This window comes from Nakamurella leprariae (assembly GCF_016918035.1).
Classification (GTDB): domain Bacteria; phylum Actinomycetota; class Actinomycetes; order Mycobacteriales; family Nakamurellaceae; genus Nakamurella; species Nakamurella leprariae.
Window position 1 is genome coordinate 17,171 of sequence record NZ_JAERWK010000005.1, and the last position, 19,478, is coordinate 36,648.

The window sequence follows — 19,478 nt, forward strand, 5'->3', positions numbered from 1 at the left end:
GGACGTCGTGGGTCAGCGGGTCTCGCGGTGGTTGCGATGCACGCCGCAGTTCGGGCAGAACTTCTTGATGTCGAGACGATCGGGATCGTTCCGCCGGTTCTTGCGGGTGATGTAGTTGCGGTGCTTGCACTCCTCGCAGGCGAGGGTGATCTTCGGACGCACGTCGGTGGCGGCCATGGCAGCTGCCTCTTTCCTGATCTCGGGAGCGGCCCGGGCCGCCGTGACGGCTGCGGGAGCCGAGCGGCGCGGGCCGATGGGAACCGTTGCTGGTAGCGGTGGCCGGACTTGAACCGGCGACACAGCGATTATGAGCCGCTTGCTCTACCAACTGAGCTACACCGCCGCGGCGGCCGGACGGCCGCCTGCACAACAAGAGGCCCCGGCCGGATCTGAACCCGGTTCCGGAGCCGCTGTCGAGCCCCTTTACGGAATCGAACCGTAGACCTTCTCCTTACCATGGAGACGCTCTGCCGACTGAGCTAAAGGGGCGTACTGGCCGATCTGCGGGACGCTCCCGGGCCGGACCCTGGAACCTCCTGCCCTCCGGCAGCCTGGACAACTCTACCCCATGCCGGGGGGGTGCTCACACCAACCGGCGTCCGCCCCTGGACCCTGCCGGACGTGCCCCGTCACTGCGCCGGGCGCAGCGGGTCGATGTCGCCACCGGGGTCGTCGCCCACCGACGCGCGAGTCTTCAGCCAGGTCTCGAACTTGTCGACCGGCAGCGGCCGGGACAGCAGGAAGCCCTGCATCTGGTCGCAGCCCATCTTCTCGAGCATCGTCTTGGTCTCCGCACCCTCGACGCCCTCGGCCACCACGACCAGGCCCAGGTTGTGGGCCAGCTCGACGATGGCCTTGACGATGGCGTGGTCGCCCATGTCGGTGGCCATGCCCTGGACGAACGACTTGTCGATCTTCATCTCGTCGATCGGCAGCCGGCGCAGGTAGGCCAGGGACGAGTAGCCGGTGCCGAAGTCGTCCACGGACAGCTGCACGCCCAGGTTGGCCAGGTCGCGCAGCACCGGTAGCGACACCTCGGGCCGGGCCATCACGCTGGACTCGGTGATCTCGAACAGCAGCAGCTCGGGCGGCACGCCGTAGCGCTCGAGCTGGCCGGCGACGGTCTCCAGGAACCGTTCGGCCAGCAGGTTCCGCATCGACAGGTTCACCGAGACGCTGAGCCGGCGGTCACGCGCGGTCCAGGCCTGGATCTGGGCCAGCACGATGTCCAGCACGTGTTCGAGCAGGATCTCGATGGACCCGGTCGTCTCGATCGCCTCGACGAACTCGGCCGGCGACACCAGGCCGAACTCCGGATGCGACCACCGCACCAGCGCCTCGGCGCCGATGACTTCGTCGTCGGACAGCCGCACCTTGGGCTGGTAGTGCACGACGATGTCGCCCTGTTCGACGGCCTGGCGGAACTGGGTGACCAGTTGGAAGCGGCGGCGGTACACCTCGCCCATGCTGGGCCGGTACAGCTGCAGCGTCTCCTGTCCGGCCCGGGCGGCCAGCAGCGCCATGTCGGCGCGCTGCAGCACCACACCGGCGTCCGGCAGCCGGTCCGGCCCGCCGGGCAGCTCGGCCACCCCGGCGACCGCGTGCGGATCGATCTCGATGCCGTCCAGTGAGTACGCGCCGCCCACCGCGGACCGGAGCCGGCGGGCCCGGTCCAGCTCGGTGCCGTGGTCGGCGTCGAGCAGCACCGCGAACCGGTCGCCCTCGATGCGCGCCACCGGATGCCCGCCGGCCGCGGCGACCAGGCGCTGCCCGGCCATCCGCAGCAGTTCCTCGCCGCGCGAGTGACCCAGGGCGTTGTTGACCTGGGACAGCACGTCCAGGTCGACGAGCATCACCGCGCCGCCACCATGGGTGGCGGCCTGGTCGAGGGCGGCGGCGAAGCCCAACCGGTTGCGCAGCCCGGTCACGGTGTCGTGGTAGGCCGCGTGCCGCAGCGTGTCGAGCAGCCGGACGTTGTCCAGCGCGGTGGCCAGGTGACCGGCCAGGGTGCCGAGCAGGGTCAGGTCGTTGTCGGTGAACCGGCCCCATCGGCTGCTCGGGTCGCGCACCTCGAGGAAGCCGCGGCTGCGGTCCCCGGACCGCAGCGGCACGACCATGACGTCCCAGGAGTCCCGACGCTGCAACGCAGTGTGCAGCGCCTGTTCGGTGGTGCGGTCACTGGACACCTTGAGACCGCCCAGCGCGGCCGCCCGCTCCAGCAGCGGGTCGTCGGCGGGTGGCGGCGGCTCCACCGCGGCACCGTCCAGCCGGGCGACCAGGGCGACCGGCCGGGATCCGGGACCGTCGTCCAGGTAGAGCGACGCGGACTTGGCGTTCAGCTGGTCGCGCACCTGCTCCAGCAGCTGCGGCCAGTCCACCTCGGTGGTGGTGGCGGCATCGGCGACGGGGGCGGCCGAGTCGGCCGTCTCCCCCGCCTCCGGGGTGCCCAGCGAGTTCACCCAGCGGCCGAAACCGTACATCTTGGCCAGGTCGGCGTGCTCGCGGAGGAAGTCGGAGTAGACCCGGTAGACGACGCCGAGGATGACGGCCATGGCCACGCAGAGCACGGGCCCGGCCACCGGCACTCCCTCCCAGATGCCGTAGGCCACCAGGGAGAAGGTGACGACCGTGGCCGCCTGCAGCATCGACCGGCTGACCAGCCGGGTGAGCGGCTCCTGGGTGCCCAGCAGGTGGTACAGCACCCCGACGGCCAGCGCGGAGACCAGCGCGGCGGCCAGCACCCCGGCGGCGACGGCCAGGTAGGCCTGCGCCCACAGCGGCTGGCCGGTGACGTCGCCGCGGGCCACCAGCTGGGCGATCACGGCCGCGACCCCGGTCTCGACCAGGATCAGCGACAGGTTCATGGCGCTGCGCCGCCAGCCGTCCTTGCGAGCCAGGTAGACGGTCAGCCCGGCCGCGACGTGCGCGACCAGCACCACCCACGGGGGCATCAGCAGCAGGCCGACGACCAGCGGCAGCTCCGAGAGGCTGATGACCACGGTCTCCCGGCGGACGTCGACCCGCAGTGGGAACAGCTCACCGACCAGGAACGCCCCACCCAGCACCAGGATGCCGACCAGGGCCGCGACCGGATCGACCGAGGACGGGTCCCGCAGCAGCGGGAACCACAGCAGCGCGGAGAGCAGCACCATCACCGTGGCGGCCCGCGGGTACACCCAGTCGGCGGTGCGCCGTCCGCGCTGCGGCCGGGCCTCCCCGACGGTTCCGGCGGTGTCCGTCCCGGACCGGCCCGGCTCGACCGGACCCGGCTCGGGCACGGCGACCCCGGAGGAGGGGGCGGCCTCCGACGGCGGCGCCACCTCGACCGGTCCACCCGACGGTCGCGTCGGGACGGCCTGGACAGCCGGGCGCATGGACGCAGCCCGCGCCTCTGCGTCTCCTGTCACGCACGGAGCGTAGCGTCTGCGGTCCGGATGGACTACCGGTCGGATCACCGATCCCGGTGGAACGACACGCCGATCATCTCGAGTCGTGGACGACGGGACTCGGCACCGGCCCCGATCGCCCGGTCGGGCGAGGCGGCGTGGTCCGGACCCCGATGCACGACGGGAGGCCGGCGCGGGTGCGCCGACCTCCCGGTCATGGGTGGCAGGTGAGGGATTCGAACCCCCGTAGGCAATGCCGGCTGATTTACAGTCAGCTCCCTTTGGCCGCTCGGGCAACCTGCCGCGACGTCGCGGGCGACGCGCCGGGCAACTGTACAAGGACGTCGGTCCGGAACCGAAATCGCGAGGTCGCCGACCCGACCGCACCGGTCGCCGGATGGCAGGATGGTCGGTCGGCCACCCCCGGGGACGGGACGTGCGTGGCGGACCGGGCGCGCGCCGACCAGCGGCCGACACGACCAGAAGGAGACCCCAGATGGCTGACTCGTCGTTCGACATCGTGAGCAAGGTCGACCGTCAGGAGGCGGACAACGCGCTGAACCAGGCGGCCAAGGAGCTGTCGCAACGGTTCGACTTCCGCGGCACCAACGCCTCGATCGCCTGGGCCGGCGAGGAGGGCGTCTCCATCACCGCCGACACCGAGGAGCGGTGCAAGGCGGCGATCGACGTCTTCAAGGAGAAGCTGGTCAAGCGGGGCATCTCGCTGCGGGCGCTGGACATCGGCGATCCGACCGCGTCCGGCAAGACCTACCGGGCCAGTGGGTCCCTGGTCCAGGGCATCTCCTCCGAGCAGGCCAAGAAGATCGCCAAGACCATCCGCGACGAGGGCCCCAAGGGCGTCCAGGCGCAGATCCAGGGCGACCAGCTGCGGGTGACCAGCAAGAAGCGGGACGACCTGCAGGCCGTCATCGCCCTGCTCAAGGACGCCGACCTGGAGATCGCGCTGCAGTTCACCAACTACCGGTGACCGGGGCCGCCGGCCCGGCCGGCCCCGGTGGGCCGGCCCGGTCGGTGGTCGTTCCCGAGGTCGGTCCCGACGCGCTCCCCGGCGCCATGGTCCGGTCGGACACGGGGGGTGCCCCGGTCGACCGGCGCGGCCTGCTGCTGGGTCTGACCGCCTACCTGATGTGGGGCCTGTTCCCACTGTGGTTCCCGTTGCTGGCTCCGGCCGGCGCCGGCGAGATCCTGGCCCATCGGATGATCTGGTCGTTCGTGTGCATGGCCGTGGTGACCAGCCTGATGACCGGGTGGCGACCGCTGTGGCGCCTGGGCCCGCGGCAGTGGCTGATGCTGGCCGCGGCGGCCGTGCTCATCGCGGTCAACTGGGGCGTCTACATCTGGGCGGTCAACGCCGGTCACGTGGTCGACGCGGCGCTGGGCTACTTCATCAACCCACTGATCACCGTGGCCCTCGGCGTGCTGGTCTTCCGCGAGCGGCTGCGGCGCGCGCAGTGGGTCTCGGTGGGGCTCGGCACCGCCGCGGTGGTCGTACTGGTCGTCGGCAGTGGCTCGGCCCCGTGGACGGCGCTGGTCCTGGCCACCAGCTTCGGGCTGTACGGCGCCATCAAGAAGGTGGTGCGCGCGGCGCCCACCGTGTCGATGACCGCCGAGGGCCTGATCCAGCTGGTGCCGGCCGCGGTCTTCCTGGTCGTCCTGCAGGTCCACGGCGGTGGCACGCTGGACCGGGGCGCGGGTCACCTGGCGCTGCTCGCCGTGACCGGTCTGCTCACCTGCCTGCCGTTGCTGGCCTTCGCCGGGGCCGCGCAACGGCTCCCGTTCACCGTGCTGGGCGGCCTGCAGTACCTGGGCCCGGTGCTGCAGCTCCTGCTGGGCGTGCTGTGGTTCGACGAGACCATGCCGCCCTACCGGTGGGCCGGCTTCGTGATCATCTGGCTGGCCCTGGTGGTGCTGAGCCTCGACGCCGTGCGCACGGCCCGACGGGGGCGCGCCCCGGCCTGATCGCCTCCGTTTGTCGGGCGGCGCGGCTCACGGCATCCTGGTGCTCGTGGCGAAGCAGCTGCGACCGCTGGTGGTCGAGTCCTGGCTGCGCTCGGCCGCGGCCGGGGTGGACGCCGATTCCTCCGTCGCCCCGCTGACCGCCGCCCCCGACGAGATCGCCGACACCCGACGGGCCCATCCGCTGGCCCGGGTGGTGCCGCTGCTGGCCGACGTGGTGGGCCGGGCCGCCGCCGACAGCGACGCGGTGATGGCGGTCGGCGACGCGGACGGCACGCTGCTGTGGGTGTCCGGCGCACCGGCCGCCCGCCGCCGCGCCGAGGCGATCAACTTCGTCGAGGGTTCGAGCTGGGCGGAGCGGGTGGCCGGCACCAACGCCCCGGGCACCGCGTTGCGGCTGGACGCGCCGGTGCAGATCCGTCGGGACGAGCACTTCGCCCATTCCGTGCAGCGGTGGACCTGTGTGGCCGCGCCGATCCATGATCCGGCCACCGGGCGCCTGCTCGGCGTGGTCGACGTGACCGGGGGCGTCGAGGTCGCCGGGCCGCAGACGCTGGCGCTGATCCGGGCGGGGGCGCTGCTGGCCGAGGCCGAGCTGGCCCGGCTGGCCACCCGGGACCGTGCCGACCGCGGCCGGGGCGCCGTCGGACCCGCCGGTTCGGTGCTGGTCCCCGAGGCGTTCGCGGTGCCCGGGGAACGGTCCGGGCGGGCCCGCGCACTGGGCGGCAACGAGTGCGTGCTGACCCTGGGCGCCGAGCCGGCCCGGCGGCTGAGCCTGCGGCACAGCGAGATCCTGGTGGTGCTGGCCGATCATCCCGACGGGGTCTCCGGCGACCGGCTGGCCGTCGAGATCCACGCCGACGACGTGGGTGGCTCGACCATGCGCGCCGAGCTCGCCCGGATGCGGGCCGTGTTGGGCGACGTGGTCCGCTCGCGGCCGTACCGGCTGGCCGTCCCGCTGGCCTGCGACTGGCTCACCGTGCCCGCACTGCTGGCCGCCGGAGACGTGCGCGGCGCCGTCGCCGCCTACCCCGGCCCGCTGCTGCCGGCCTCCGAGGCGCCGGGCATCGTCGACCGACGCGACCGCCTGCACGCCCAGCTGCGCGCGGCGGTGCTCCGCGCCGGCATCCCGGACCTGCTGGTCAGCTGGACCCGGACGCCGTGGGGCGCCGACGACCTGCCGGTCTGGCAGCATCTGGCCCGGACGCTGCCGGCCTCCTCGCCGCTGCGCGCGGCGGCCGCCGGGGAGAGCGCCCGCCTGGACGGCCGGCTGCGGGCCTGACCGGCGGTCATCCGGCAGGACCGTCCGGACGGTTGCCGGTGCAGGTCGCGCCAAGGTCGCTGCAACGTCGCTGCAACGTCGCCCGACCTACCGTGCCGGTCACCCGGTCGCCGACGACGGCGACCGGCGGATCACTCGGCCCGGAGGTCAACGATGACTGTGTATTCCCCGCCCGGTTCCGCCGACAGCCTGGTCTCCGTCCAGAGCCGCTACGGCAACTTCATCGGCGGCGAGTGGCGCGAGCCGAGCAAGGGCGAGTACTTCGGCAACCCGTCGCCGGTCACCGGTGCGGTGTTCACCGAGGTGGCCCGCAGCACCGATCAGGACATCGAGGCGGCCCTGGACGCCGCGCACGGCGCCAAGCGCGCCTGGGCCCGCACCTCGCCGGCCGAGCGAGCGGTCATCCTCAACCGCATCGCCGACCGCATCGAGGAGAACCTCGAGATGCTGGCGGTGGCCGAGAGCTGGGAGAACGGCAAGGCGATCCGCGAGTGCTTCGGCGCGGACCTGCCGCTGACCGTCGACCACTTCCGCTACTTCGCCGGCGCCATCCGGGCCCAGGAGGGCGGCATCTCGCAGCTGGACGCCGACACCGTGGCGTACCACTTCCACGAACCGCTGGGCGTGGTCGGGCAGATCATCCCGTGGAACTTCCCGATCCTGATGGCCACCTGGAAGCTGGCGCCCGCGCTGGCCGCCGGCAACTGCGTGGTGCTCAAGCCGGCCGAGCAGACGCCGTGGTCGATCCTCAAGGTCATCGAGCTGATCGCCGACCTGCTGCCGCCGGGTGTGCTGAACGTGGTCAACGGGTTCGGCGTCGAGGCCGGCAAGCCGCTGGCGTCGTCCTCCCGGATCTCCAAGATCGCCTTCACCGGTGAGACCACCACCGGCCGGCTGATCATGCAGTACGCCAGCGCCAACCTGATCCCGGTGACGCTGGAACTGGGCGGCAAGAGCCCGAACATCTTCTTCGAGGACATCGCCGCCCAGCAGGACGACTTCTACTCCAAGTCGCTCGAGGGTTTCGCCATGTTCGCCCTCAACCAGGGCGAGGTCTGCACCTGCCCGTCCCGGGCGCTGGTGCAGCGGTCCATCTACTCGGACTTCATGCGCGACGCGGTGGAGCGGGTGGGTCGGATCAAGCAGGGAAACCCGCTGGACACCGAGACGATGATGGGCGCCCAGGCGTCGAACGACCAGCTCGAGAAGATCCTGTCCTACCTGGACATCGGCCGGCAGGAGGGCGCCAAGGTGCTCACCGGCGGCGCCCGGGCCGAGCTGGACGGCGACCTGGCCGGTGGCTTCTACGTGCAGCCGACCATCTTCGAGGGCTCCAACTCGATGCGGGTGTTCCAGGAGGAGATCTTCGGGCCGGTGGTGTCGGTGACGGCCTTCGACGACGAGGCCGATGCGATCAAGATCGCCAACGACACGCTGTACGGCCTGGGTGCCGGCGTCTGGACCCGGGACGGTGCCCGCGCGTACCGGGCCGGCCGGGAGATCGAGGCCGGCCGGGTGTGGACGAACTGCTACCACCAGTACCCCGCACACGCCGCGTTCGGCGGCTACAAGCAGTCCGGCATCGGCCGGGAGAACCACCGGATGATGCTCGACCACTACCAGCAGACCAAGAACCTGCTGGTGTCGTACGCGCAGCAGCCGGCCGGCTTCTTCTAGGCCGCGCGATGAGCCTCCAGGACGGCAGCCGGGAGAGTGCCGAGGCACCGCCCGTCGAGGCCCCGGCCCCGACGGGCGGGCCGGCGACCCGGGTCGCGCACACCGAGGCGGCCGCGGACCTGTTGCGGCGCATGACGGACCGGCACGGCCCGCTGATGTTCCACCAGTCCGGTGGGTGCTGCGACGGGTCGTCGCCGATGTGCTACCCGCTCGGCGACTTCATCACCTCCGACTCCGACGTGCGCCTCGGCGACCTGGTGGTGGAAGGACTGGAGTCGCCGGTGACGGTGTGGATGTCGGCATCGCAGTTCGAGTACTGGCGGCACACCCACCTGACCATCGACGTGGTGCCCGGCCGGGGCAGCGGGTTCTCGGTCGAGGCACCCGAGGGCGTCCGGTTCCTCATCCGTTCCCGGTTGCTGACCGACGAGGAAGTGGCCGAACTGGACGCGCGACCGGTGGCCTGACCCGGGCCCGGCACACCGGGCCCCAACCGACCCCCTCCGGGAAGCCCGGTCCGGCGGTCACCCCCGCAGCTGCGAGGGTGACCGCCGGACACGGAGGAAACGACGGCAGCTGCTTGACCGTCGCACGCCGGCGACCCTCGCGGACCACCGCTCCGGGTCTACAGGGCGCGCAGCTTCTCCAGCAGCGGCCCGGCCACGACGTCCAGGAACTCCTGCTGCCGTTCGTCCCCGATCTGCACGATGGCGACGTCGGTGAATCCCGCCTCCAGGAACGGCCTCACCGACTCGGCCAGCTCGTCCAGGTCGGGCCCGCAGGCGATCGACTCCGCGACGTCCTCCGGCCGCACGAACTGGCTGGCCGCCTCGAAGCCGGCCGGCATGGGCAGGTCGGCGTTGACGTTCCAGCCGCCGCCGAACCACCGGAACAACCGGTGCGCCCGTTCCACCGCGGTGTCCTGGTCCGGGTCCCAGCTGATCGGGATCTGGCCGATCTTGCGCGATGCCGGCGCGCCGGAGCGCTCGGCGTCCCAGGTCTGCACCGCGTCGGCGTCCGGCTGGGTGGCGATGAGGTGGTCACCGAGCGGGGCGAACCGCTTGATCGAGTGCTCGCCGGAGACGGCCAGGCCGATCTCGACCGGCGTCTCGGGCAGGTCCCAGAGCTTGGCCCGGTCGATCCGGAAGTACTCACCGTCGTAGCTGATCTGCTCGCCGGTGAACAGCTCGCGGATGATCTCGACGGACTCCTGCAGCATGCTCTGCCGGTCGCCCACGGCCGGCCAGCCCTCGCCGACCACGTGCTCGTTGAGCGACTCGCCCGACCCCAGGCCGAGGGTGAAGCGACCGTCGGACAGCACGCCCAGCGTCGCCGCCTTCTGCGCGACGACGGCCGGGTGGTACCGGATCGTCGGGCAGGTCACGTAGGTCATGAATTCGACCCGCTCGGTGGCGTGGGCGACGGCGCCCAGCGTCGTCCACGCGTACGGCGAGTGGCCCATCTCGTCCAGCCAGGGGAAGTAGTGGTCACTGCTGACCTCGAAGTCGAACCCGACGCGCTCCGCCGCCACGGCGTACTGCACGAGGGCCTTGGGCCCGCTCTGCTCGGTCATCAGGGTGTATCCGAAGCGTGTCATGTCATCACTGGTGCCCGACGGCCGTGACGGCGAACCAACGCCACCCGCTCGGGTGCCGGTCGACGTGACCCCGTGGGATCACCCGATCCGATCACCCCGGGAGCACCCGTCCAGTGCGACGATCACCGCCATGGGCGCGCGAGGACAGCAGACCGGGAGGGGCGCAGCGCGGCTGACGCTGCTGGCCATGACGTTGGCCAACGGGATGATCCTGGTCGATCAGACCGCCGTCCCGCTGGCCCTCCCGGACATCATGGGCACGTTCCGGGTGCAGTCGTCCACGGTGCAGTGGGTGCTCACCGCCAGCCTGCTGCCGCTGGCCGGTCTGCTGGTCCTGGGCGGCCGGCTGGGCGACCTCCTCGGCCGGCGCCGGATCTTCCTGCTCGGCAGCGTGCTGTTCGCCGGCGCATCCGCGGTGGCCGGCCTGGCCCCGACGTTCCCGATCCTGCTGGTTGCCCGGGTGGTGCAGGGCGCCGGCGGCGCGCTCATGCTCCCGGCCACGGTGGCCATCGTCCGGGGTGCCTTCCCGCGGTCGGACGCCGGCCGGGCGCTCGGCCTGATGGGCGGCATCGCCGCGGTGGCCGGCGCGCTGGGACCGACCATCGGCGGTGGGCTGACCAGCTCGCTGGGCTGGCGTTCGGTGCTGCTCATCAACCTGCCGCTGCTGGCCGTCACCCTGGTGCTCACCCTGCGCGCCGTCCCGGCCGACCAGGCGCGCTCGGGCCGGGTGCACGTCGACCTGGCCGGCACCGTGCTGCTCTGCCTGACCCTGATCGGACTGGTGCTCGGACTGTCCTCCAGCAGCGGCGACGGCGGCTTCGCCTCCCCCGCGGTGCTGGTCCCGCTGGCCGTCGCGGTGGCCTCGGGCATCGGGTTCGTCGTCCGGGAGCGCCGCTGCCACGACCCGCTCATGGATTTCGGCCTGCTGCGGCGGCACCGCAACTACCTGGGCGCGACGCTCAGCCAGGGCCTCGGCGGCGTGGTCGAGATGGGCCTGGGCATCATCTTCCCGTTGCTGCTGATCCTGAACCTGGAGATGGATCCCGGGCTGGCCGGACTGGCCCTCATCCCCACGACGCTGCCGATGATCATTCTGGCCCCGTTGGCCGGCCGCTGGTACGACGCCGTCGGCGGGCGCGTCCCGCTGGTCACCGGCTTCCTGCTGCTGGCCGTGTCCGGGGTGGCCCTGGCGCTGGCCGTGCACGCCAACGAGTTCCTGCCGATGCTGCCCGGGCTGCTGCTGTACGGCTCGGGGCTGGCCATCGTGCTCACCGTGAACGACCCGGTGTCGCTCGACACCGTCCCCGACCGGGACTCCGGCCAGGCGTCCGGGGTGTCGGCGACGGCCGAGCAGGGTGGCGGGGCCATCGGCATCGCGCTGCTGTACGCCGTGTTCCACACCACCTACCTGGCCAAGCTGGACGACGAGGTCGCCGCCCGCGGCCTGCCGGCGCTGGACGACGTGACCGGGACCGCGCTGCGGGACCAGCTGGTGGCCGAGGAGGCGACCGGGCTGCGGCCGGAAGACTTCGACGCGACGCTGAGCGTCTACCTCGGCGCCTCGCGCCGGGCGTCAGACTTCGGGTACGGGGCCGCGTTCCTGGTCGTCACCGTGGTCGGAGTGATCGGCGCCGCGGTCAGCTGGTGGCTGGTGCGCAAGCCGCCGGCCGATCCGGCTGACCAGATCGACGACCAGATCGACGAGGATCCCTCCAGCGGCCGGCAGTCGGAGCCGAGCGGGCCATGACCGGCCCCGATCGATCAGCGACCGACCAGCGACCGGATCAGCGGGAGCGGACCACCACGAAGTCGACGAGCGAGGCCAGCGCGTCGCGCGAGGTCGACGCGGGCAACGCGGCCAGCGCGTCGCGGGCGGTGTCCGCGTAGCCGGCGAGGGTGCGCCGGGCCTGGTCCATGCCGGGCGAGACGAGCAGCAGGGCGACCGCCTCGGCCACCTCGGCGTCCCCGCTGATCGGCCCGGAGACGAGCTCGCGCAGCCGGGGGTCGGCGGCCGGATCGGCCAGCGTGTACAGCACCGGCAGGGTGGGGACGCCCTCGCGCAGGTCGGTTCCCGGCGTCTTGCCCGAGTCGGACGAGCTGATGTCCAACAGGTCGTCGGAGATCTGGAAGGCCACGCCGACGGCCCGCGCGTACCGGCGCAGCGCGTCGATCTCGGTGTCCGAGGCGCCGGAGAACATGCCCGCGTACCGGCCGCAGGTGTCGATGAGCGCAGCGGTCTTCTCGTCCAGCACGGTGAGGTGGTGCGCGATCGGGTCGGCCCCGGCGGGCGGTCCGACGGTCTCCCGGGTCTGCCCGGTGACCAGCTCGGCGAAGGTCTCCGCGATAATCCGCACCGCCTCGGTGCCCAGCCGGGCGACCAGCCGGGACGCCTGGGCGAACAGGAAGTCGCCGATCAGGATGGCCACCGAGTTGTCCCAGCGGGCGTTGGCCGACTTCGCCCCGCGCCGCAGGTCGGCCTCGTCCATCACGTCGTCGTGGTAGAGCGTGGCCAGGTGGATCAGCTCCACCACCGCGGCCGCGGTGACCAGGTCCTCGTGCTCCGGATCGGGTCCGATCCCGGCCGCGACCAGGGTGAACAGCGGCCGGAACCGCTTGCCGCCGGCGCGCATCAGGTGTGACGCGGCCTCGGTGACGAAGGGCAGGTCACTGGCCAGCTCGGTCTCGAGCAGGTGCTCGACCCGCTGCAGTCCGGTGGTCACGCGGGCCGCCAGCTGCGGATCGGCCAGCTGCACCCCGGCCAGGGTGGGACCGTCGGGACTGCTCGTCGGTTCCACGCCGGCCGCCGTCCCTCCGGTCGAAGTCACGCGGTCGACCCTACGACAGCAGTGGCAGCGGAACGTCCAACAGGTCCAGTCCGAGTGACGGAGCCAACCCCAGCAGCAGCGTGACCAGCGCGCACACCACCAGCACGATCGCAATGGCCGGACCGGGCACCACCACCGACACCGGCGCGGTGGTCGTCTCCAGCAGCGTGCCCGGGGCGCCGCTCACCGTCCGGCTCCCCGGTCCGGAACCCCCGGCGGACCGATCAGCCGACCGATCAGCCCGGTCCGTCGGGGTGAGGTACATGACCACGACGACCCGCAGGTAGAACGCGACGGTGATGGCCGTGGCGATCATGGCGATGACCACCAGCGGGGTCAGGCCGGCGTCGACCGCCGCGGTGAACACGGTCAGCTTGCCGATGAACCCACTGGTGAGTGGGATCCCGGCGAACGACAGCAGGAACAGGGTCATCACCGCGGCCAGCACCGGAGACCGCTTGGCCAGCCCCGACCACTCCTCCAGCCGGGTCGCCTCTCCCGCACCGCGGCGGACCAGCATGGTGATCGCGAACGCCCCGATGGTCGCGAAGCCGTAGCTGAGCAGGTAGAACATCGTGCCGGACGCGCCCCGCTCGGACAGCGACATCACCCCGAGCAGGATGAACCCGGCGTGGGCGATCGAGGAGTACGCCAGCACCCGCTTCATGTCCGACTGGGCCACGCCGATGATCGAGCCGATGAGCATGGACACCACGGCGATCACCGACAGCACCGGGATCCAGATGTCCTGCACCGGCGGCAGGAAGGTCAGGAACACCCGCAGCATGGCCGCGAAGGCGGCGACCTTGGTGCAGGCGGCCATGAACGCGGTGACCGCGGTCGGCGCGCCCTGGTAGACGTCGGGGGTCCACAGATGGAACGGCCCGACCGAGGCCTTGAACAGCAGGCCCACCACCAGCAGGGCCAGCCCGAGCAGCAGCAGCAGGTCGTTGCCCACACCACTGCCGGTCCCGGGATCACCGGCGATCTTCGCCGCGATGTCCGCGAACCGGATCGACCCGGCCCAGCCGTACAGCAGCGCGATGCCGTACAGCAGGATCGCCGAGACGAACGCGCCGAGCAGGAAGTACTTGACCGCCGCCTCCTGGGAGATCAGCCGCCGCCGGCGGGCCAGGCCGCAGAGCAGGTACAGCGGCAGCGACAGCACCTCGAGCGCGACGAAGAAGGTCAGCAGGTCGGACGCGGCCGGGAAGATCATCATCCCGCCGACCGCGAACAGGATGAGCGGGAAGACCTCGGTCTGCATCGGCGCCGGACCCGGGGCTCCGTCAGGTCCGTCCGCGCCGCCCCCGGCGCCGCTGCCCAGGTTCTGCCGCCGGTCACCGGCCGACCCGACCGGGGCGGACCCGGCGGCCACGAAGGCCCCGCCGGGCTCCACGGTCCGGTCCAGCACCAGCAGCACCGCCGGGACGGCGAGCACCAGCAGCACCCCCCAGGCCACGTGGGTGAGCGCGTCCACCGACACCGACCCGGCGAAGGTGACGCCCACCCGGTCCCCGACCGCGGCGACGATGGTCCACACCGCGGCGAACGCCACCGTCAGCAGGGTGAGCGCGGCCTGCACGGCGAACCGGCGGGACCGGCCGACGAAGGCCTCGACCAGCACGCCGACCACGGCCGCGCCCAGCACGACGAGGATCGGCAGCACCAGCACCAGGTCGACCGACGGCGCGACGATGGGCGGGACGGAGGGATCGGTCATCGGGTGCCTCCCAGCGGCGCAGGCAGATCGGTGACCCCGACGTCGACGACGGTGCGCTGTGCGGTCGGGTTGATCACGTCGAGCACGGGCTGCGGGTAGAACCCGAGCAGCAGCACCAACGCGACGAGGGGGCTGAGGATGGCGATCTCGCGGGCCCTGAGGTCCCCGAAGCGGAACCGGCGGGCCGACGCCTCGGTGCGGTGCCGGCCACCTGATGTGGCCGCGGCGGTGCTGACCGGCCGCACCGCGACGGCGGTCCCGCCGGCGGCGGGCGGCGCCGGCGGCACCGGTTCCGGCTCCGAGCCGGGACCGGCCGGCAGGTCCCCGGTCGGCTCGTCGAGCAGCACCGCCGACCCGCGCACCGGCCCGGTCATGACCCGCTGGAAGACCCACAGCATGTAGACCGCGGCGAGCACGATGCCCACCGTGGCCAGCACGGTCCACACCGGGATCCGCGGGAAACTGCCGATGAGGACCAGGAACTCGGAGACGAACGAGTTGGTGCCGGGCACCGCGACGGTGGCCAGCGAGGCGAGCAGGAACAGCCCGCCGAGCACCGGCGCGACCTTCCAGACCCCGCCGTAATCGGTCACCGAGCGGGAGCCGCCCCGACTCACCAGCATCCCCACGAGCAGGAACAGCAGCCCGGTGGCGATGCCGTGGTTGACCATGTACAGCACCGCCCCGGAGATCGCGGTGGTGGTGAAGGCGAAGACCCCCAGCGCGATGAAGCCGAAGTGGGCGATCGAGGTCCAGGTGACGAACCGTTTCAGGTCGGTCTGCCCGGCGGCCACGACCGCGCCGTACAGGACACCGAGCACGGCCAGCAGCAGCAGCAACCAGGCCAGCTCCCGGGATGCCGCCGGCAGCAACGGCAGGCAGATCCGCAGGAACCCGAACGTGCCCACCTTGTCCAGCACGCCGACCAGCAGCACACCCGTCCCGGTCGGCGCCTCGGCGCCCGCGTCCGGCAGCCAGGTGTGCAGCGGCACCAACGGCGCCTTGATCGCGAAGGCGATGGCGAACCCGGCGAAGATCCACAGCTGACTCGACAGCGGGATCTGGTCGGCGATCTCGCGCAGCGTGGCGAAGTCCAGCGTGCCGGACCGGCCCTGCTCGGCCAGCACCCGGCCGGAGGCCACGTACAGCCCGATGACCGAGGCCAGCATGAGCAGGCCACCCAGCAGGCTGTACAGGAAGAACTTCATCGCCGCGGCCTGCCGGCGCGGCCCACCGAAGCCGCCCACCAGGAAGTACATCGGGATGAGCATGACCTCGAACATCACGTAGAACAGGAACACGTCGGTCGCGGCGAACACGCCGACCATGGCCGACTGCAGGGCCAGCAGCAGCGCGAAGTAGCCGCCGAAGGTGCGGCCCTGCGGCAGCCGCTCCTCCCACGAGGCCAGCAGCACGATCGGCACCAGCACGGCGATGAGCGCGATCATCACCAGCGAGAAGCCGTCCAGCCCCAGCGAGAACCGCACGCCGAAGGCGGGGATCCAGTCGAACGAGGTGGTCTGCGCGAACAGCGCGCCCTCCGACCCACCCCCGCTCGTCTGCCAGTTCCGGAAGCCGATCCAGGACAGCACCGCCAGCACCAGCTCGACCAGCGAGAACCCGAGTGCCAGTTGCTTCGTCGCCCGCGCCGGGGCGCCGCGGGCGGCCAGCAGGCCGACCACGGCCGCGCCCACCGCCGGCACCACCAGCATCACCAGCGGGAAGGGAACCTGATCCATGCCGGTGTTCATCCGACGCTCACCACCATGACTGCTCCCACCACGAGGGCCACGCCGGCCAGCATCGACAGCGCGTAGGACCGGACGAACCCGTTCTGCCAGCGCCGCCACCACCCGGCCAGGCCGGACACCACCGTCGCGGTGCCGTGCACCGCTCCGTCCACACCACGCCGGTCGGCGACCAGCAGGCCGCGCATCAGCTCGACACCCGGCTTGGCGACCAACGTCTCGTTGAGCCAGTTGCCGCCGACGTCGGCCCGGGCGAACGCGACGAGCGGACTGACCCGGGCCGGTGCGACCACCGGCACCGGCCGACGGCCGATCAGCAGCCAGGCCACCACGATGCCGGCCGCGATGACCACCAGGGTGGCGATCGTGATGACGATCGGCGCGACCGCCGGGTGCGGCTCCTCGAACGGGCCGACCGACGGGGCCAGCCAGCCGGCCAGCCGGTCGCCCAGGGCCAGGAAGGCACCGGCGGCGACCGACCCGATGGCCAGCACGATCATCGGCCCGGTCATCACCGGGGGCGGGTCGTGCGGGTGCACGGGCTCCGGTGCTCCGCCGCCCCCGGCCGCGATCGCCTCCCACCGCGGCCGGCCCAGGAACGTCATGATCATCAGCCGGGTCATGTAGAACGCGGTCAGCCCGGCGCCGAGCAGCGCCGCCGTCCCCATGATCACGCCCTGCGTGCCACCGGCCGCGTACGCCGCCTCGATGATCGGGTCCTTGGACCAGAACCCGGACAGGAACGGGAATCCGATGAGGGCGAGGTACCCCAGCCCCATCGTCACGAAGGTGATCGGCATCCGCCGGGCCAGCCCGCCGTAGTGCCGCATGTCCACGTCGTCGCGCATCGCGTGCATCACCGAGCCGGCGCCCAGGAACAGTCCGGCCTTGAAGAAGCCGTGGGTGAGCAGGTGCAGGATGCCCAGTGCGTACACGCCGGCGCCGAGCCCGACGGCCAGGAACATGTAGCCGATCTGGGACACCGTCGAGTAGGCCAGCACCTTCTTGATGTCGTCCTTGGCGCAGCCGGCGATGCAGCCCAGCAGCAGCGTCACGGTGCCGACGATGGCCACCACCAGCCGCCCGTCCGGGGTCAGGTCGTAGATCGGGGCGCACCGCGCGATCAGGTACACCCCCGCGGTGACCATGGTCGCCGCATGGATGAGCGCCGACACCGGCGTCGGGCCCTCCATGGCGTCCGGCAACCAGGCCTGCAGCGGGACCTGCCCGGACTTGCCGCACGCGCCCAACAGCAGCAGCAACGCGATCCCGGTGACCACACCGGGACTCTCGGCGGCCAGCTCGCCGATCCGATCGAACACCCCGGTGTAGGTGACGGTGCCGAACTCGGCGAACATCCAGAAGATGGCCAGGGCCAGGCCGACGTCGCCGACCCGGTTCATCACGAAGGCCTTCTTCGCCGCGGTCGCCGCCGCCGGCCGGTCCGACCAGAACCCGATCAGCAGGTAGGACGCGAGACCCACGCCCTCCCAGCCGAAGTAGAGCGTCACGAACGAGTTGCCCAGCACCAGCAGCAGCATCGCGGCGACGAACAGGTTCAGGTAGGCGAAGAACTTCCGCCGGTCGGCGTCGTGGCTCATGTAGCCGATCGAGTAGATGTGGATGAGCGCGCCCACCCCGGTGATCAGCAGCGCGAAGGTCAGCGCCAGCGGGTCGATCAGCAGGCCCAGCGGCACGTCGAACGAGCCGGTGTTCATCCAGGTGAACAGCTCGACCTCGCGGAAGCGTGCGTCGTCCGGCTGTCCCAGTGCGGTGGCGAACAGCACCACGGCGACCACGAACGCCGCGATCACCGTGGCGCAGCCGAGCAGGTGACCCCAGCGGTCGGTGCGGCGGCCCGCGAGCAGCAGGACGGCGGCCCCGAGGGCCGGCAGGGCGATGAGCAGGGCGGCGAGCACCCCGGTACCGGTTCCGGTCATGACCCCGTCCCTAGTACTTCAGCAGACTGGCGTCGTCGACCGAGGCGCTGCGGCGGCTCCGGAAGATCGCCATGATGATCGCCAGGCCCACCACCACCTCGGCCGCCGCGACGACCATGACGAAGAAGGCCACCACCACCCCGTCGAGGTTCCCGTGCATCCGGGAGAACGTGACCAGCGACAGGTTCACCGCGTTGAGCATCAGCTCGACGCACATGAAGACGACGATCGCGTTGCGGCGCACCAGCACCCCGACCGCGCCCACCCCGAACAGCAGCGCCGAGACCACCAGCCAGTGCGTGGTCATCGGGGCTCCCGAGCCGACGAGCCGGTCCGGGCCGGCAGTCCCGCCGCACCCCCGAAGGGGTTGCTGCCGGCCGTCGCGCCGGAGGCGTCGGAGGTATCGGGCGGGGCGGTCGGGGCCGGATCGGCCGACGGGTCGTCGGGACGCGGCACCCCGGCGCCGGCCGCGGCGAGCCCCGGACCCGGCTGCCGGCTGGGCGGCGGCTGCGCGTCGGTGCTCGTGGACGGTGGCTCGCCGCCCAGCGGGACCAGGCTCTGGTGGCCGCGGAACCGCCGGGTCACCCGGTCGCTCTCGGACCGCTCCACCAGCGCCGAGACCGACCCCGGCGCCACCGATCCGTCCGGCAGCAGCGCGGGAGTGGCGTTGCTGGAGCTGGTGGCGAAGACCCCTGGACCGGGCAGCGGCGACATCCGGCCCGAGGCCATCCGGGCCCGGACCCGTTCCGGCTGCCGGGTGCGGGCCAGCGTCGACTTCTCCACGTGGGTGAGCACCATGGCACCGACCGCGGCGGTGATGAGCAGCGCGCTGGTCAGCTCGAACGGGAACAGGAAGTCGGTGAAGACCAGTTCGGCGATCGACCCGACCGCGCCGCGCAGGGCCAGCGCCTCGTCCAGCCCGACGGTGGGCAGGGCGTCCAGCGCCCGCAGCAGCCCCGTGGTGAGCAGTGCGACCAGGGCGATGCCGACCAGGGCGGCGGCCACCCGCTGCCCCCGCAGCACCTCGAACACCGAGTCACCGGCGTCCCGCCCGGTCAGCATGAGCACGAACAGGAACAGCATCATGATCGCGCCGGTGTAGACGATGATCTGCACGAAGCCGAGGAACTCGGCCTGCTGCACCAGGTACGCGCAGCCCAGGCAGAGCATGGTCAGCACCAACCACAGCGCCGAGTGCACCGCGCCGCGGGACAGCACCATGCCGACCGCACCGAGCAGGGCCAGCGGTCCCAGGATCCAGAACGCGATCTGCTCGGCACCGGCCGTGCTGGCGACCGTGCTGGTGGTGTCGGTGATCTCGGC

The 19,478-nt window shown here is 72.0% G+C and carries 15 protein-coding genes and 3 tRNA genes; 6 read left to right on the plus strand and 12 right to left on the minus strand.

Features of this window, described 5'->3' with window-relative positions:
• Positions 1-12: 12 nt before the first annotated feature.
• The 5 genes from rpmG to JL106_RS02920 form a co-directional block, all read right to left on the minus strand.
• Positions 13-177: a 50S ribosomal protein L33 gene (rpmG, locus tag JL106_RS02900; RefSeq protein ID WP_205259195.1), complete on the minus strand. Its 165-nt coding sequence runs from the start codon at positions 175-177 to the stop codon at positions 13-15.
• Between the two features lie 90 nt (positions 178-267).
• A tRNA-Met gene (locus JL106_RS02905) sits at positions 268-343 on the minus strand.
• 73 nt (positions 344-416) lie between these two features.
• Positions 417-489, minus strand: a tRNA-Thr gene (locus JL106_RS02910).
• 140 nt (positions 490-629) lie between these two features.
• Positions 630-3,407 carry an EAL domain-containing protein gene (locus tag JL106_RS02915; RefSeq protein WP_205259196.1) on the minus strand — a complete coding sequence of 926 codons (2,778 nt, stop codon included), beginning with the start codon at positions 3,405-3,407 and terminating at the stop codon, positions 630-632.
• 200 nt (positions 3,408-3,607) lie between these two features.
• A tRNA-Tyr gene (locus JL106_RS02920) sits at positions 3,608-3,689 on the minus strand.
• A gap of 193 nt (positions 3,690-3,882) precedes the next feature.
• On the opposite strand from JL106_RS02920, the gene JL106_RS02925 reads away from it, so the two are divergent.
• From JL106_RS02925 to JL106_RS02945, 5 genes are all read left to right on the plus strand, one after another.
• Positions 3,883-4,374 carry a YajQ family cyclic di-GMP-binding protein gene (locus JL106_RS02925; RefSeq protein WP_205259197.1) on the plus strand — a complete coding sequence of 164 codons (492 nt, stop codon included), beginning with the start codon at positions 3,883-3,885 and terminating at the stop codon, positions 4,372-4,374.
• On the plus strand, positions 4,371-5,366 hold the full coding sequence (gene rarD, locus JL106_RS02930) for an EamA family transporter RarD (RefSeq protein ID WP_328841115.1): 996 nt from the start codon (positions 4,371-4,373) through the stop codon (positions 5,364-5,366). Before JL106_RS02925 ends, rarD begins: the two co-directional genes overlap by 4 nt.
• Positions 5,367-5,412: 46 nt before the next feature.
• Complete coding sequence (locus JL106_RS02935) at positions 5,413-6,645, plus strand: GAF domain-containing protein (protein ID WP_205259198.1); 1,233 nt, start codon at positions 5,413-5,415, stop codon at positions 6,643-6,645.
• 153 nt (positions 6,646-6,798) lie between these two features.
• The gene (exaC, locus tag JL106_RS02940) at positions 6,799-8,322 is read left to right on the plus strand and encodes an acetaldehyde dehydrogenase ExaC (RefSeq protein WP_205259199.1); all 1,524 of its coding nucleotides are present in this window, start codon (positions 6,799-6,801) and stop codon (positions 8,320-8,322) included.
• 131 nt (positions 8,323-8,453) lie between these two features.
• Positions 8,454-8,789, plus strand: a complete 336-nt coding sequence (locus tag JL106_RS02945) for a DUF779 domain-containing protein (RefSeq protein WP_407940079.1) — start codon at positions 8,454-8,456, stop codon at positions 8,787-8,789.
• A 158-nt stretch (positions 8,790-8,947) separates the two neighbouring features.
• On the opposite strand, the gene JL106_RS02950 is transcribed toward JL106_RS02945, so the two are convergent.
• Positions 8,948-9,919, minus strand: a complete 972-nt coding sequence (locus JL106_RS02950; protein ID WP_205259201.1) for a TIGR03557 family F420-dependent LLM class oxidoreductase — start codon at positions 9,917-9,919, stop codon at positions 8,948-8,950.
• Between the two features lie 130 nt (positions 9,920-10,049).
• Between JL106_RS02950 and JL106_RS02955 the strand changes: the two genes are divergently transcribed.
• A complete protein-coding gene (locus JL106_RS02955; RefSeq protein ID WP_205259202.1) occupies positions 10,050-11,666 on the plus strand; it encodes an MFS transporter in 1,617 nt (538 codons plus the stop codon).
• 37 nt (positions 11,667-11,703) lie between these two features.
• On the opposite strand, the gene JL106_RS02960 is transcribed toward JL106_RS02955, so the two are convergent.
• The 6 genes from JL106_RS02960 to JL106_RS02985 are packed head-to-tail and all read right to left on the minus strand — an operon-like array spanning position 11,704 to position 19,472.
• A complete protein-coding gene (locus JL106_RS02960) occupies positions 11,704-12,714 on the minus strand; it encodes a polyprenyl synthetase family protein (RefSeq protein ID WP_407940080.1) in 1,011 nt (336 codons plus the stop codon).
• 40 nt (positions 12,715-12,754) lie between these two features.
• Positions 12,755-14,467 carry an NADH-quinone oxidoreductase subunit NuoN gene (gene nuoN / locus JL106_RS02965; RefSeq protein WP_205259203.1) on the minus strand — a complete coding sequence of 571 codons (1,713 nt, stop codon included), beginning with the start codon at positions 14,465-14,467 and terminating at the stop codon, positions 12,755-12,757.
• Complete coding sequence (locus tag JL106_RS02970; protein ID WP_205259204.1) at positions 14,464-16,206, minus strand: NADH-quinone oxidoreductase subunit M; 1,743 nt, start codon at positions 16,204-16,206, stop codon at positions 14,464-14,466. The genes nuoN and JL106_RS02970 overlap by 4 nt, the downstream gene beginning before the upstream one ends.
• 8 nt (positions 16,207-16,214) lie before the next feature.
• A complete protein-coding gene (nuoL, locus tag JL106_RS02975; protein WP_205259205.1) occupies positions 16,215-18,155 on the minus strand; it encodes an NADH-quinone oxidoreductase subunit L in 1,941 nt (646 codons plus the stop codon).
• A 10-nt stretch (positions 18,156-18,165) separates the two neighbouring features.
• Positions 18,166-18,462: an NADH-quinone oxidoreductase subunit NuoK gene (gene nuoK / locus JL106_RS02980; RefSeq protein WP_205259206.1), complete on the minus strand. Its 297-nt coding sequence runs from the start codon at positions 18,460-18,462 to the stop codon at positions 18,166-18,168.
• Positions 18,459-19,472, minus strand: a complete 1,014-nt coding sequence (locus JL106_RS02985) for an NADH-quinone oxidoreductase subunit J (RefSeq protein ID WP_407940081.1) — start codon at positions 19,470-19,472, stop codon at positions 18,459-18,461. The genes nuoK and JL106_RS02985 overlap by 4 nt, the downstream gene beginning before the upstream one ends.
• Between the last annotated feature and the right edge of the window lie 6 nt (positions 19,473-19,478).